We start from the raw sequence: 16,458 nt of genomic DNA on the forward strand, positions 1-16,458 counted from the left end.
GCATTAACCTTATTATGAGATGATTTAATCACTTACCTCATTGTTAACAGGACGTTTATGACTATACAAAAAAAGCTCAAGAAAAAAACACGTCAGTTTATTGAGTCTAAAAATATGCTCAGCGGGATCACGTTTGCTTCCTTTTTAGAATCCACCATAGTGCCCATTCCACTTGAAGCAGTACTGGTGCCCTTAATGCAGGCAAGGCGGGAAAAGCTTTGGCAAATTGCCCTTATGGCCACAATCGGCTGTGTTATTGGGGCGTTGTTTGGTTATGCGTTGGGTTATTATTTATTTGATGTAGTGGGCGATTGGATCATTAATACCTTTTCTAGTCCTGAACAGTTTGAAAACGTTAAGCAAAAAATGCAGGCACAAGGTTTTTGGTTTGTATTAAGCCTAGGTATTGTGCCTATTCCGTTTCAAATTGCGATGCTAGCCGCTGGCGCAACTAAGTACTCGCTGGCACTGTTTTTAGTGGCATCTGCGATTGCCCGCTCTATACGTTATTTTGGATTAGCGTTAGTGGTATATTATGCAGGCAATCAAGCTGAGCGACTTATCAGTAAACATAAAACTAAAACTATGATTGGGTTAACTATTTTAGTTGCCGTTGGCTGGATCATTAGCACATTAATATAAATTAATCCGTTTTATAATTTATGTTATAGTTTTTAGTAACAATAATAAATTTAAATACAGCCCATGATGAATCCGGAAAAAGTGAGCCTCAAGCTCAGCCGCTTTGTTAAAATTACCAGATTAAATAAGCTGTTAATTTTGATGACGCTGGCGTTTATTATTGCTTTCTCAATTTTTTCGTTGATGTACTTTCCCCCATTAGACATAACCCAAAACCTCTATGGCTTTACCACTGATTTTATTAATTTAGTGGTGATTTTTGCTATTTTTTTTGTAGTGCAATGTTCACGGTTAGCTAAAAAAGCGTATTTATATGTCAGTATCGGTTTAATGCTATGGATTGTAGGCTCTACTGCCGATGTGCTCGATGAAGTGATACGTCAGCCTTTTTGGATAAGTAATTACGTAGAAGACTTATGTCGCACATTAGGTATGCTAATTACCGCTTATGGTTTATTTAAAACCATGCACTTTATGCAGCGAATGCACACCCGCTTGGCGCAAGAATTTATTATAGATGATTTAACGAAAGTGTATAACCGTCGCTGCTTTTATCAGCATGTGAAGGGGGTTGTTAATAATCCTTACACTGTTTTAATTATAGATCTCGACCACTTTAAACGTATTAATGATGATTATGGCCACGATGTGGGCGATAAGGTGCTTAAACAGTTTGCTGATAAAGTGAATCGTCTTTTTAAAGATGAAAATATTTTTGCTCGCATAGGGGGGGAGGAATTCGCCGCTTACCTGCCTAGTTATGAGCTTGATGAAGTACTTAACTTCTCGCAGACTATCCTAGAGACTGCTCGCACTATTACAGTACAAAATCAGCGTTCTTTAACGGTCAGTATCGGTATTGCACATCGTACAAGCGACCAGACCTTTGATAATGTAATGAAACGTGCTGATCAAGCATTATACCGCGCTAAAAAAGCAGGCCGTGATCGCCTTGAGTTTGCTTAAACATCGTAATTTTATGAAATAGACTTCGCTTGTGCTATTTTTGGGAACTCTTGTTGCGAGATAAAAAGGAATTGTATGGATGAGTTAATCGGATTAGCAATTATTATATCTATTGTTATTGTTGCAGGGGCCATATGTGGGTTAGTAGCCTTAGTGCAATTGAACTCCCTTAAACAAGAGGTTGCCGCATTAAAACTAAAACTATTTCAGTTTGAGTTAAACGCAAATGCAGCAATAAATGAAAAATCTCCCGCTGATCCTCAAATAGATAATGTAAAACCTCTACACAGCTCAGATATTCCAGCCGCTGTTTATAAGCCAACCAGCATTAAAGCTACATCAGCTCGTAAAACTATAACTAAAAAACCATCGAGTATTGAACTGCTCTTTAAGCAGTTAGGTGCAGGCTTTGAGCAAAATTGGATGACCTGGATTGGTGCTATTGCTTTGGCTTTAGGTGGCGTATTTTTAGCAAAATACAGTTTAGAGGCTGGGCTACTTTCACCTGCAATGAGGCTCAGTGCCGGTGGATTATTTGGCATTGGCTTAATCGCCGCAGCGTATTATTTACATTATAAACGTATCGTTTTTGAAGGCTTTAATAATTACATTCCTGCAGCCCTGGCTAGTGGCGGCTTTATGACTTGCTTTGCCTTAATGTTTTTGGCCTATAACAGCTTTAGCATGCTAAGTGCTGAGTGGGCATTTATTGGCTTAGCAGTGATTGCTTTGTGCGCCAGTGCAATGGCGATTAAGTTAGGTCCTTTACTTGCTGTAATTGGCATTATAGGCGCATATAGTGTCCCTGTTTGGGTGAATACGGGCAGCGGGCAGTTATTTTCTTTGCTTATTTATGTTGCCCTTGTGAGTGTTGCTGCGACAGTAGTGGCACATAAAGTAAAGCGCGTTTGGCTGTGGTATTTATTATGGGCAGGGCATATTGGTTGGTACTTGGTTGGACTCACTTTATTTAACTACGACACAGTGTGGTTAATAGGCGCTTTTGCGTTATTAAGTATTTTAGGGTTAATCGCTATTGCACGCTTAGGCTTGGGCTTTAACACCCTTGAAGCACGCCCGCACAGCTTTACACGATTAGTGAATTTATTTCCAGATCACGGGTTATTACTGGCCTTTATGGCGCCTTTAATGATTGCCATGTTGTTGAGTGTGTTTAATTTACAGTGGCAAGTAGTGGCATTGTTAAGCATCGCTTTACTTCTATTTTTAGTGCTAAAAAATAGTCGTTGGGATGCATGGCAAGGAGTCTCTTTAATGATTGCGCTGTTATTAGTGATCAGTGCTAAACAAACTTATACCTTTGATGATGCGTTATTTATTTTTAAAAACGAATACGGGCTAGGCTTATTACTTGCTCTGGGGTTAAGTGGCTATGGACTCTATTTTGGTAATAAATACCCAAAACGATTAGCTTTTCATTTGCTTGCTTCATTAAGCGTGTTTGCATTAGTTGGCACTTTGTATGCGATGATCCCAAATACGGCTTTAGCAACCGCTTATCCACTTTGGGCGGTATTGTTATTTTTAATGAGTGCGGTGTTAATTAAATTTACGCAAAATAATACAACCTTATGGCAGCGTTTTAGTTATTGGGTGGGAGCAAACGCCAATATCACTTTAGCAATTACTATGTTACTCAGCGATAGCGGCCTTACTATTGCACTGGCTATTCAAGTATTACTGCTGAGCTTATTAATAAAAAAATACAGTGTGGCTATGCCACACTGGCCAATAAAAGCCCTTGTAGCGGCATTACTTTTACGCCTTACCTTATCGCCGTGGACGCCTAGTTATGATGATCTAACTATCTTTGATTTGCATTGGAGCTTAGTTGTTTACCCGCTGTGTATTGGGTTATTTTTTGCAGCGGCTAAATGTTTTAATACTTCAAAACTAAAAATATGGTTAGAGGGGGCAGCACTGCATTGTTTAGCGTTATTTGTGACAACCGAAACCAGTTATCAACTGGTAGGGCACTACCCACAGCTTTTTTCTTTAAGTTTTTATGAGCAAGTTTTGCTCAGCTGTAACTTGCTTGCTTTAGGCTGCGTTTATTTATATCGCGCGCAAAGTGCAGGGCAGCTGGGTAAGTTATACCGCACTGCAGGTTTGATTTTATCAGCGTTAGCTGGCTTATTATTAATCAATACAACGTTGGATGATAATCCGTTATTAATGCGTCTTTATGTTGGTGAAACGCCAATATTTAACTGGGTGCTTTTAATCTGGTTCGTCCCGAGCCTGCTGGCGTTATGGTTAGCGAGTTTAGTTAAATCGTTAAATGCTAAATTGAGTCAAATTACACTCGGTGTGTCTGGTTTATTAGCCCTGTTAGCTATCAACACCTTGATCCGCCAATATTGGCAAGGCGGCTTTATTTACCTTGATAAGGCAACCAGTGACGCCGAGCTATATAGCTATTCGGTTATTTGGTTATTACTTGGCGCATTGGTGGTGATCGCTGGACATTTAAAACAGCTGCGATTATTACAAAATGTTGGTTTGGGGGTTCTTGGTGCAGTAATTGTTAAAGTATTTTTAATTGATATGGCTAATTTAACTGGGCTTTTAAAGGCATTATCGTTTATTGGCTTAGGGCTTTCGTTAGTCGGGCTTAGTTGGTTGTTCCAAAAACTAAGAAAGCGTAATTATAGCAATTAAGCATAGCTTTAAGCCCAGTATTTTACTGGGCTTAAGCGTTTATTGGTGGTTAAGTACTATGATTAAGCAGGGCCTTAAGTTTACCTGGTTTTACTGGTTTGCTTAGGTAATGAATATTTTCAGCTTTGGTTGTTTGTTTTAGCTCGGTGTCACGCACCGCGGTAATTAAAATTGCCGGAATGTCGCTTTGCCAAGTCTCTCGCAGTGTTTTAATTAAAGTAATGCCATCCCAATCATTACCTAATTGATAATCCATTAAAATAACATCGGGCGCTGCATGCGCTTTAGCATACGCTAACACAGCATCAACTTTGTCGAATAAGGTGTAATTTGCCCGCCATTTTTTCAATAAGCTGGCCATCGCGGCTAAGTTTTCAGGATCGTCGTCAACGGCAATAATATTAATCGCAGCGCGGTTGTCTACGATATTTTGATTTGTTTGTTTTTGTTGTACTAATTGCGCATCACCATAAGGCACTTCTATACTAAATCGACTGCCTTTATTAGGTAAAGAAACCACATCAATCGGCAGGCTCAGTAAATCAGCCATACGTTTAACTACCCCTAGACCAAGGCCTACGCCTTTATTGTCGCCCGCTTCAATTCGGTAAAAGTCGTTAAATATTTTTGCCTGTTCAATATCGCTAATGCCTGGGCCTGTATCCCATACTTCTATGCGTAAACTGTGTTTACGATTTCTGCAGGCAATTAGCACTTGGCCATTTTCGGTGTATTTAATCGCATTAGACAGCAAGTTTTGTAGTATTCGGCGCAAGTAGGTAATGTCACTATGCACTATTTGCTTATTTGAGCGCACTGTAAATGACAGTCCTTTATCGCTTGATAAAATGGCATATTCACTTTTGAGAGGGTCTAAAATATCGTCAATACAAAAGTGACGTGGGCTTGGGGTCATTGCGCCTTGTTCTAATTTTGCAATTTCGAGTAAGGCCGACATTAAATGCACAGTTGAATCTAAACTGTCGCCAAGCTTATTAAAATTATTTTTATTCGTGGTGTCTAGTTGTGTTTCATCAATCGCGGCAAGGTATAAACGTGCAGCATTTAATGGCTGTAAAATATCGTGACTGGCCAATGCTAAAAAGCGAGTTTTACTATCATTAGCTTGTTCTGCCTCGCGCTTGGCTAAAGTAAGTGCTTGCTCTGTTTGTACGCGGCTATCTATTTGAGCTTGTAGATTACTATTAATCATTTGTACTTCTTGGGTGCGCGCTTCAATACGGTTTTCTAAGTCCATATTAATTTCTTCTAGCGCATTTTGAGTATTAATGTGAGTAGTAATATCAGAAAAGCTGGTTACAAATCCGCCATCAGGAAGTGGGTTACCGATCATTTCATACACTTGGCCGTTTCGACGGTGGCGAATAAAGTGATGTGAACTACCATTTTTTAAATGCTGAACTCGCTTATCAACATGACGGTCAATTTCACCTGGGCCACATTCACCGCGCTCTGCGTTATACCGGATTATTTCCTCAATAGGTTGGCCAACTTGTAAAAAGCCCTCGGGGTAGTTAAACATTTCACTGTAGCGCTTATTCCAAGCCACGAGGTTAAGGTCTTTATCTACAACGGATAGGCCATGGCTTAAGTTCTCTAACGAGGTAAACAGCAAGTTTTGATTAAACTGCAGTGCTTGTGTGGTTTCATCAAAAAAGTTTACCACCTCTTCAAACGCCATGCGTTTGCCCGACGATACGGTATGAATAAGCGCTTGCGCCGACGAGGCACCTAATACCCCAGTAAGTGCACGTTCGCAGTAAGCAATAAAGTCAGCGCGAGGGTGAGCATTGTTGTCGTTTAAGTCGTGATGAAGCGCATAGTGTGATAATACTTGCTGGCTACGTTGAATGCCTAAAAAGGTCTGTAGCAGTATTTTGAAGTCGTATACCGTGGCTTTTACATTTTTATTTAATCGGCGCGATAAAATAGCCTGATCTTTTGGATTAACAAAAGCAGCCGCTTGAATTTTATCGATTAAGCGCTCTTCAGCCCCTAGCGAAAAACTAATGTAACAGCCAATATTGGCGAACAACGCGATAAGTGTACCGCGTGTAATTAGGGTTTGTTGTAACTCACTGTCTAGTGGGTTGGGGGCATCTAAAATAGGCAACATTAAAAACAATACCCAACAAATAACCCCAGCGAGTAGCCCGGCATAGACACCATAGGCATGGCCTTTTCGCCAATATAAGCCACCTACAATGGCAGGCAATAGTTGCGATACCAATGAAAAAGCAACCAATCCCATACTAGCCAGTGCACTGCCATTACCAAACCATTGCTGATAGAAGTAAGCTAAAATAAGCACCCCAGCAATGGTAAATCGACGCACCAGTAAAATACGAGACTTATAGCTGCTGGTAATTAAGTTACGTTTAAATTTACGACGTAACATTAACGGCAGTACCACATCATTTGAGATCATGGTACTTAACGTTAATGTGGCTACAACAATCATGGCTGTAGCTGCTGAAAGCCCTCCAATAAACACAAACGTAGTTAAAAAAGCATTATCGTGCAACATAGGCAGTGCCAGTACAAAGCTGTCTGGTGATAAGCTGCGGCCTATTTCGGGGTGAATCGCAGCGGTGGCAATAGGTAAAATCATTGCTGCTGTTAATAGCAAATACAGCGGAAAGGCCCAACGCGCAGTGAATAAATGGCGCTTATCTTGGTTATCGACCACGGTTACATGAAATTGGCGTGGCAAACAAATAATAGCCGCTGCTGCCATAAGTGACTGGCCGATAAAATTAAAACTAAAAAAGTCAAAGTGTGTCCAATACATCCAAATAGACTCGGCGACTTGGCTAGAGCTCTCTGTAGGTAAATTAAATAAGCTGTATATCGCAAGCCCAGCAACGGCGGCTAAGGCAAACAGTTTAACTAAAGATTCAAACGCTACAGCGAGCATTAAACCTGAACGGTATTCGGTTACATCAACTTTGCGCGTACCAAAAAATATAGCAAATAACGCCATCATTAACGTGGCCGATAGCGCCAAAATATCCCCTGATATCTGATTGCTGTTTTGTAGGAGTAAAAAGCTAGAGCTGAGTGCTTTTAATTGCAATGCAATGTACGGAATGGTGGCCAATAAGGCGATTATTGTCACCATAATGGCGGTGGTTTGACGCTTACCATAGCGGGCTGAAATAAAGTCGGCAATAGTGGTGATATTTTGTTTTTTACTCACCAGTACCAGTTTACGTAAAAAGCCTTGACCGAAAAAAAACAATAAAGCGGGGCCTAACAATATAGGTAAAAAACTCCAGCTACTGGTCGCTGCTGTGCCTACTGAGCCGTAGTAAGTCCATGAAGTGCAATAAATACCTAGTGCAAATGAATACACAAACGGGTGATGACTAATACGCTTGGCAAGTGGCGTGGTTTTATCCCCCCAATTAGCCAGCCAAAACAGCACGCCTATGTAACCAAAGGCAACAATGAGTAGTACAGCCGTCATGTTTATTTAACCTTGTAGAATATTTTTATAATTTGCCATAACTATACCCAAACTATTTCAAGATGCGAGCGTCAGTTGGCATTTGAGGCCGTTTGGTTATTTACAATACCTGGCTGTGGATTAAGTTAGGGGTATATATTTTATTTATATTATCTATAAATAAAATAACCATTTGATTTTTAAAGTTTTATTTTAAATTGGTTGTTTGGTTAGACTAATGTCTTATTCCCACGCTTTACTCAAAAATTGGCGTAAACATCTCGCAAAAAAATTAATTAACTTACTGAAATTAAAGTAGTTCACTTATTGTTTACTAATTAAACGCCTACAGTTTACAAAAACGTTAACACATTGTTACGACCATTGTCGCAATTCAATATTTGAGTAGCGTTGCTAAATTGATTAACGAATATAAAAAACCACCCATCGTAATCTTGCGATGTTTAAAGGGGAAAATAAAAATGGCTTTTAAAAATGAAGAACAAGCAAAAGCTTATTGGGCAGAAAACATTTCATTACTGTTTAAGTTATTAGCGGTATGGTTTGTGGTCTCTTTTGGCTTTGGCATATTACTTGTAGATGTACTAAATGAAGTACGTTTTTTTGGGTTTAAACTTGGCTTCTGGTTCGCCCAGCAAGGCGCGATTTATACCTTTGTAGCTTTGATTTTTGTGTACGTTTTCAAAATGAATACGTTAGATAAAAAATATGGCGTAGACGAATAGGTGCTCAGCAATGGATGTTCAAATACTCACTTTTATAATCGTCGGTTTAAGCTTTGCGCTTTATATCGGCATTGCAATCTGGGCTCGTGCAGGGTCAACAAATGAATTCTATGTTGCCGGTGGTGGTGTACCTCCACTAGCCAATGGTATGGCAACTGCTGCGGATTGGATGAGTGCTGCGTCATTTATTTCAATGGCAGGTATTATTTCGTTTGCTGGCTATGACGGTAGTGTTTACTTAATGGGGTGGACGGGTGGTTATGTACTACTGGCCATGTGTTTAGCGCCTTACTTACGTAAATTCGGCAAGTTTACTGTACCAGACTTTATCGGGGATCGTTACTACTCACGTACTGCGCGTTTAGTGGCTATTTTATGTGCCATCTTTATTTGTTTTACTTACATTGCGGGTCAAATGCGTGGTGTGGGTGTGGTGTTCTCTCGTTTCTTAGAAGTTGAAATTGAAACCGGCGTTTACATCGGCATGATTATTGTTTTCTTTTATGCTGTACTTGGTGGCATGAAAGGCATTACTTACACGCAAGTTGCGCAGTACTGTGTACTGGTATTTGCTTATTTGGTACCGGCTATTTTCATCTCGATGATGGCAACCGGTCACTTTTTCCCACAAACAGGGTTTGGTGCCACGCTAAGTGATGGTTCAGGCATGTATGTATTGGATAAATTAGATGGTTTAAGTGCTGAGTTGGGCTTTGGTCAATACACTGAAGGCTCGAAGAGCATGATTGATGTATTTGCAATCACAGGTGCTCTTATGGTCGGTACTGCTGGTTTACCACATGTAATTGTTCGCTTTTTCACTGTACCTCGCGTAAAGGACACACGTATTTCAGCGGCGTGGACACTGGTATTTATTGCTATTGTTTACACAACAGCACCCGCAGTAGCTTCGTTTGCCCGTGTAAACATGATTGACACCATTAATGGTAAAGACGGTAGCGGCACAGCGTATGCAGATGCACCAGCTTGGATTAAAAACTGGGAACGTACAGGCCTAATTACCTTTAATGATAAAAATGGTGACGGCAAAATGTTTTACACATCAGGTAAAATCACTGACCCTAATAGCGCGAACGAAGTAAACGTTGACCGCGATATTATGGTACTAGCGAACCCTGAAATTGCCGACTTACCAGCATGGGTTATTGCACTCGTTGCTGCTGGTGGTATTGCCGCGGCACTATCGACTACAGCGGGCTTACTATTGGTTATTTCAACCTCAGTATCGCACGATTTGCTAAAACGGACACTCAAACCGGATATAACCGACAAGCAAGAATTACTTGCAGCGAGGTTAGCAGCGATGATTGCTATTGTAATATCCGCCTACTTTGGGATTAATCCGCCAGGATTTGTGGCCTCGGTTGTTGCCTTTGCCTTCGGCTTAGCGGCAGCGAGCTTCTTCCCTGCAATTATTATGGGTATTTTCTCTAAATCAATGAATAAACATGGTGCAATTGCAGGCATGGTAACGGGTATCACCTTTACTGCTGCATACATCATCTACTTCAAGTTTGTGAGCCCTGAGCTTAATAGCCCAGAAAATTGGTTCTTAGGTATTTCACCTGAAGGGATTGGTTTAGTAGGTATGATCATTAACTTTGCAGTAGCGGCAGTTGTAATGAAAATGACTCAACCAACACCAATTGAAATCCAAGAAATGGTTGAAGGCATTCGTAATCCTAAAGGGTCTAGTGAAGCGCATGCTCACTAATCCATATAGCTAATGATATAACGCATCAAAGCCCGACTTAAGTCGGGCTTTTTATTTGTTTAAATAATGACTACATTAAATAATCGCTATATTAAATAACCATATTTCAGGTTAAGTCGCTTTTTTATTGAGGATGATTTATGAGTAATGAGCAACAGGAAGTCGCGCAGTTTATTAACAAGCAAGCGCCATTTTCAATGTTACAAGACAGCGCCTGCAGTTATTTTGTAAACCATCTGGATAGTATTTATTTGACCCGAGAAAACCAAACGCAATGGCTTAACAGTGAACAGCCTAAGTTATTTTTAATCCGCTCTGGGTTATACGATTTAGTCGATGCCAAAGGCGATACGGTAACGCGTTTAACTCAAGGTGATTACTTTGGTTACCCCTCTTTATTAACGGGAGATGCAATACAAAATAGCTTAGAAGTACAAAAAGAGGGCATAGTGTATATGCTCGACCAAACGCATTTTGATTATTTACGCCGAGAATATAAAGCCTTTGAGCAATATTTTGTCCGTGCACATGCAAATCGATTACTGTCATCGCATTATAAGAGCAACAACGACAGCTGGTCTGAGCGTAAAATATCAGAGATTATGACTCGCAAAGCGATAACGCTGCCCCCCGATGCCAGCATCCGTCATAGTGCTAAAAAAATGCAAGAGCATGGGGTTTCTTCAATAATGATCACCGAAAACTCGCACCTTGTTGGGGTGGTTACTGACCGTGATTTACGTAATCGAGTGCTTGCTGATGAGGTGGACCCCGCGCAAGCTATCAATAGTATTATGACCAATAAGCCTAAGTTTATATTTGAAAATAATCGTGTATTTTCAGCGCTACACTTAATGCTTAAGCATAATATTCATCATTTACCTGTGCTTGATGAAAATCATAAACCGCTAGGTATGATCACTAGTACAGACTTACTACGCCAACAAAAAAGCGACCCTGTCCAGCTCATTGGCCGTATTTATAAAGCGCATAATGTCGCTGATTTAAAGCGTTACGCTAAAGAAATTCCTGAGTTATTAAAGGGGTTTTCTAATAATATTGATGATATTTCACTGATTGGAAAACTACTCAGCGGTTTAACTGATGCGCTAACCTCGCGGCTAATATTTTTATTTCAACAACAATATGGTGTTGCACCTACGAGCTTTAGCTTTATTTGTTTTGGCTCTCAAGCGCGCGAAGAGCAAACACTGCATTCTGATCAAGATAATGGCTTGTTATTACCCGATGGTCTAAACGATGAGCAGCACGCGTACTTTAAACAAATGGGTGAATTTGTATGTGAAAACTTAGTTGAATGCGGTATTCGTCGTTGCCCTGGTAACATTATGGCCAGCAGTGATGCGTGTCGAATGAGTGTCAGTGATTGGCGGGCGAAGTTTTTAAAGTGGATCACCAGCCCCACACCCCAGGCAATGCTCAACTGTAAAATATTTTTTGATCTGCGTTTTATTGAAGGATCAACCACGCTTTATAGCCAGTTTTGTGAAGAGTTAACTCATATTTCTCGCAACGATCTTTTTTATGCGGCAATGGCCAGCGATGTGAATACCAACAGCGCGCCGATTGGTTTATTCAATAACTTTAAAACCGAAAAAACAGAGCAACACCACAAGTACATCGATCTTAAAAAGCGCGGGGTGGTGATCATTAACGATCTGGCAAGGTTGTATGCATTAAAAGTAGGCATCCGTCGTGCTAACACCCAAGAGCGATTAGACGCCTTATTAAAGTATTCATTGTTAAGCAAAGAAGATATTTATAATTTAAAAGATTGTTGGCGATTTTTAACTCAGCTTCGGCTGCGCACACAAATAAACGAAGAGGGGTTACCCAGCAATTGTATAAACCCAGATAAGCTCAATTCGTTAGAGCGTCATCAGCTTAAAGAAGCGTTTTACCTAGTAAAACAAGCGCAGCAAGGCGCGGCGTTTAAATTTTCGCGTGGGAGTTTGTAACAACAATGGTTAAGCAGCTTATTACTCGTTATTTAAAGCGCCGTCATTTGCTCGTGCAAAGTGCTTTAAAGCAACGTTATTTAGTAATTGATTTGGAATTAACAGGGCTTGCTCCTAAACAACATGAAATTGTCTCGGTTGCTTGGGTACTGATTGATAACGAATGTATCAAAAACAGTCAGTCGCAGCATTTGGTTAATAAAGAGGTGAAAAGTTTAGAGCAGAGCCCCGTTTTTCATGGCATTAGTACTGACTCGGTGGCACAAGGGCAAAGTCTACAAAGCATTTTAACGTCTTTAAGCGCTCACTTTAGTGACTGTATTTTAGTATTTCATAATGCCATGCTCGATTGGGGTTTTTTAAAGTTAGCACTAAAAAATGCAGGGATCACCCAGCGCCCCAAGTTGATTATCGACACCTTACAAATAGAAAAAAAGCGTCTGCTAAAACATAGCTCAGATATAAAATTAGACGATTTAACTCTTAATGAATGTCGTAAACGCTACGGCTTACCAAGCTATCATTGTCATCACGCCCTTACCGATGCACAAGCTACTGCTGAGTTGTTATTAGCCCAATGCCATCAGATAAGCGCGGGTAAGGAGCTCAAAGTAGGCGAGTTGACGTAGGTTGGGCAGAGCGAAGCGAAACCCAACCTATAAAGAATACATAAATACTAGATTACTGAGGCAGTTTACTTTTGTTTTTATTTGTATAACTATGGGAACGTGTGATTTATTATGAATTCAAGGAACGAATATGAAACTTATCATCGCTATTTTTATTACCTTATTCCCTCTTATTACTTTTGCTCATTCAAGCGTGCCAGCTAATCGTCACATTGCAGTGCAGGGGTCAGCTGAGGTATTTGTTGAGCCTGATATGGCTCAAATTATATTTGAAGTAAAAAGCACTGAAGATACATTCCTTGAGGCTAAACGTGAGCTTGATGACCGGATTAGCTTGCTACTTGAACAATCAGACAAATACGGTTTTGACCAAAACGATGTTTATATATCGGGTTTAAAAAGCAAGGTATACACTATGATTGGTACAGAATCTGGGACTGTTTCAGGCGATAAGTATTTAGCTCTGAAAACAGTTAAAGTCACATTAAAAGATATTAAAAAAGTCGATGAATTTATTAATTTTGCTCAAAGCTTAAAAATAGACAATATCGAAAAAATTAATGGTTTATCCACTAAAGTTAATCAGTTAAAGGCAGAAGCAACACAATTAGCAATCGATAACGCAAAAGCGAAGGGAAATAAGCTCGCTCAAGCTTTTGGCGCTGAACTTGGCAACGTTTACAGTATCAGTGCAAATTCCGGCAGCTCAGATTACGATTATGACGAGGGCGGTGTTAAGCACATTATTTTATCTAGCAATAGAAATAGCGTGGTTGCTAGTAATAACGAGAATCCATTTATGCAGCAGCAATATTTAGGCGCAACAATAAGCGTTAAAGCATCAATAAAGGTGGTGTTTGATTTAAAACTAAAATAGCAAACAGTGCAAATACCCACTAGCAGGACTAAAAGTAAAAGTGCAGTGTGTGTTGATTATGACGTTAATTTAAAGTTTCTAATGCTTGGCTCTTATAATCACAAGCAAGGTCGATTACAATACCGCCATCTAAAAGGCGACGCTGCCTTTCTCTGTACGTAACTAGAGTGGATTTTATATTTCATGGCAATCAAACTTGCAATTAATGGTTTTGGTCGTATTGGTCGAAATATTGTCCGTGCACTATACGAATCAGGCTTAAGCGACGAGATCAAAATTGTTGCAATTAACGAATTAGCCGACCCTGAAGCTATTGCCCATTTATTAAAATACGACACCTCTCATGGTCGTTTTGCTTTTCCAGTTAAACTAGGTGAAGACACCATTAGCGTAGCTGATGACACTATTGCGTTATTTTGTGAACAAAATCCAGTTGAATTACCGTGGCAAACGTTAGATGTTGACGTGGTGCTTGAATGTACGGGGGTTTACCACTCACGTGAGCACGCACAGTTACATATTGCCGCAGGCGCTAAAAAAGTGTTGTTTTCACATCCTGCGGATAATGATGTTGATGCCACTATTGTTTACGGTATTAATGACGATGAGCTTAAAAGCGAGCATACTATTGTCTCTAATGGCTCGTGTACCACCAACTGCGTTGTTCCTGTTATTAAAGTACTCGATGATGCCTTTGGCATTGAATCAGGTGCTATTACGACTATTCATGCGTCAATGAACGATCAGCAAGTAATTGATGCGTATCATCATGATTTACGCCGTACGCGTGCCGCCAGCCAGTCTATTATTCCTGTAGATACAAAATTAGCTCGTGGTATAGATCGTATTTTACCCAAATTTAAAGGTCGCTTTGAGGCCATTGCGGTCCGTGTACCGACCATTAATGTGACGGCGATGGATTTAAGTGTCACGGTTAATGCAGATGTAGATTTAAGTGCGGTTAATAATGCCCTTAAAGCACAAGCTAAAGACCGCCTTGAAGGTATTTTAAGTTACACCGAAGAGCCATTGGTATCGGTTGATTTTAATCATGACCCACATTCTTGTATCATAGATGGCACACAGACACGTGTTAGTCATAAACGACTGATAAAGTTATTAGTTTGGTGTGATAACGAGTGGGGATTTGCGAATCGCATGCTCGATACCGCGCGTGCTATGATGGCATTTAAGTAATATTTTAAACGTATTTGTAAGGGTCTGTTGACCTTTGCGGATTAATATTTGTTCAAACTAAGGGCAATTTAATCGCGGCGCGAGGTTTGTAACCTAGTGGGCTAAGTAAAAGCCGAGCAACAAAGAGTTAATTGCCCCTAGGTAGAACCCTTTGGGCAGCGCCTGTTTGGCATTGATGCTGCGTTATCGCCTATTTATGGGGAATAACCACACCACATAGGCTCTGCCTTGCCTAAATACCAAACAGGCAGCTGCAAATTCAACCTTGAAAGGTCAACAGACCCTAGGTTTAGTATCGTTAACTAAGGAGATGTTCATGTCGGTCATTAAAATGGCAGATTTAGATTTAAACGGCAAACGCGTATTAATTCGTGAAGATTTAAATGTACCCGTTAAAGCAGGAAAAGTGACGTCAGATGCACGTATTCGTGCTGCGTTACCTACTATCAAACTAGCGTTAGAGAAAGGCGCGAAAGTGATGGTTATGTCACACCTTGGCCGTCCTACGGAAGGGCAATACGAAGAAGAGTTTTCATTGGCTCCGGTTGTCGATTACTTAAATGATGCACTTGAGCAAACAGTTCGCCTAGAAAAAGATTATTTAAACGGCGTTGATGTTGCAGATAACGAAGTCGTTGTTTTTGAAAACGTGCGTTTTAATAAAGGCGAGAAAAAAGACGACGAAACTTTATCAAAGCAACTCGCTGCATTATGTGACGTGTACGTAATGGATGCCTTTGGTACTGCGCATCGGGCACAAGCATCAACGCATGGTGTAGGTTTATTTGCTGATGTAGCGTGTGCCGGTCCATTATTATCGGCTGAACTTGAAGCGCTAGGCAAAGCGCTTGATAACCCAGCACGCCCATTAGTGGCGATTGTGGGTGGCTCTAAAGTGTCAACTAAGTTAACCGTACTTGATTCATTGTCTAAAATTGTTGACCAGCTTGTTACGGGTGGCGGTATTGCTAATACCTTTATTGCAGCTGCAGGTTACCCTGTAGGTAAGTCCCTTTTTGAGGCTGACTTAATGGACGAAGCTAATCGCTTATGTGCAGCAGCAAAAGCTAACAAGGGTGAAATTCCGGTACCGACAGATGTTGTTGTAGGTAATGAATTCTCAGAATCAGCTGTAGCAACACTTAAAGATGTAAGCGAAGTTACCAGCGACGATATGATTTTTGATATTGGTCCTGATACAGCAAACAAACTTGCAAAAATTATTGCTAATGCGGGCACCGTTGTATGGAATGGCCCAGTGGGTGTTTTTGAATTTGATCAGTTCGGTAATGGTACACGTGCCATTGCCCAAGCGATTGCTGATTCAAAAGCGTTTTCAATTGCAGGTGGTGGTGACACTTTAGCAGCAATTGACAAGTACGGCATTAGTGACAAAGTTTCGTATATTTCTACCGGTGGTGGTGCTTTCTTAGAGTTTTTAGAAGGTAAAAAACTGCCTGCAGTAGCGATGCTAGAATCACGTGCTAAGTAATACGTAAAGTATTAGCTAGCCGTTAGGCAGATGTGGAGTGTCCG

Annotated in this window: 11 protein-coding genes; 10 read left to right on the top strand and 1 reads right to left on the bottom strand. The window is 40.5% G+C overall.

Annotated elements, in window-relative coordinates; translation table 11 throughout:
• Positions 1–57 precede the first annotated feature (57 nt).
• The 3 genes from BG00_RS06875 (at position 58) to BG00_RS06885 (ending at position 4,290) form a co-directional block, all read left to right on the top strand.
• Positions 58–642: a YqaA family protein gene (locus BG00_RS06875; RefSeq protein WP_036981439.1), complete on the top strand. Its 585-nt coding sequence runs from the start codon at positions 58–60 to the stop codon at positions 640–642.
• Between the two features lie 66 nt (positions 643–708).
• The gene (locus tag BG00_RS06880; RefSeq protein ID WP_036981440.1) at positions 709–1,608 is read left to right on the top strand and encodes a GGDEF domain-containing protein; all 900 of its coding nucleotides are present in this window, start codon (positions 709–711) and stop codon (positions 1,606–1,608) included.
• Positions 1,609–1,683: 75 nt separating this feature from the next.
• Positions 1,684–4,290 carry a DUF2339 domain-containing protein gene (locus BG00_RS06885; protein ID WP_036981441.1) on the top strand — a complete coding sequence of 869 codons (2,607 nt, stop codon included), beginning with the start codon at positions 1,684–1,686 and terminating at the stop codon, positions 4,288–4,290.
• A 49-nt stretch (positions 4,291–4,339) separates the two neighbouring features.
• Here BG00_RS06885 and BG00_RS06890 read toward each other — a convergent pair whose 3' ends face one another.
• Positions 4,340–7,780, bottom strand: coding sequence for a PAS domain-containing hybrid sensor histidine kinase/response regulator (locus BG00_RS06890; protein WP_036981442.1), 3,441 nt, complete (start codon positions 7,778–7,780; stop codon positions 4,340–4,342).
• 461 nt (positions 7,781–8,241) lie between these two features.
• Here BG00_RS06890 and BG00_RS06895 point away from each other — a divergent pair, with 461 nt between their 5' ends.
• From BG00_RS06895 to BG00_RS06925, 7 genes are all read left to right on the top strand, one after another.
• On the top strand, positions 8,242–8,505 hold the full coding sequence (locus tag BG00_RS06895; protein WP_008464847.1) for a DUF4212 domain-containing protein: 264 nt from the start codon (positions 8,242–8,244) through the stop codon (positions 8,503–8,505).
• 10 nt (positions 8,506–8,515) lie between these two features.
• Positions 8,516–10,240, top strand: coding sequence for a sodium:solute symporter family protein (locus BG00_RS06900; protein WP_036981444.1), 1,725 nt, complete (start codon positions 8,516–8,518; stop codon positions 10,238–10,240).
• Positions 10,241–10,380: 140 nt separating this feature from the next.
• Positions 10,381–12,219, top strand: a complete 1,839-nt coding sequence (locus BG00_RS06905) for a DUF294 nucleotidyltransferase-like domain-containing protein (RefSeq protein WP_036981446.1) — start codon at positions 10,381–10,383, stop codon at positions 12,217–12,219.
• A 5-nt stretch (positions 12,220–12,224) separates the two neighbouring features.
• Complete coding sequence (locus tag BG00_RS06910; RefSeq protein ID WP_036981448.1) at positions 12,225–12,848, top strand: 3'-5' exonuclease; 624 nt, start codon at positions 12,225–12,227, stop codon at positions 12,846–12,848.
• A gap of 130 nt (positions 12,849–12,978) precedes the next feature.
• Positions 12,979–13,725, top strand: a complete 747-nt coding sequence (locus BG00_RS06915) for an SIMPL domain-containing protein (protein WP_036981449.1) — start codon at positions 12,979–12,981, stop codon at positions 13,723–13,725.
• A gap of 183 nt (positions 13,726–13,908) precedes the next feature.
• Positions 13,909–14,922: an erythrose-4-phosphate dehydrogenase gene (gene epd, locus BG00_RS06920; protein WP_036981451.1), complete on the top strand. Its 1,014-nt coding sequence runs from the start codon at positions 13,909–13,911 to the stop codon at positions 14,920–14,922.
• Between the two features lie 316 nt (positions 14,923–15,238).
• On the top strand, positions 15,239–16,414 hold the full coding sequence (locus tag BG00_RS06925) for a phosphoglycerate kinase (protein WP_036981452.1): 1,176 nt from the start codon (positions 15,239–15,241) through the stop codon (positions 16,412–16,414).
• The last annotated feature ends 44 nt before the right edge of the window (positions 16,415–16,458 follow it).

Source organism: Pseudoalteromonas sp. SCSIO_11900 (genome assembly GCF_000576475.1).
GTDB classification, from domain to species: domain Bacteria; phylum Pseudomonadota; class Gammaproteobacteria; order Enterobacterales; family Alteromonadaceae; genus Pseudoalteromonas; species Pseudoalteromonas tetraodonis.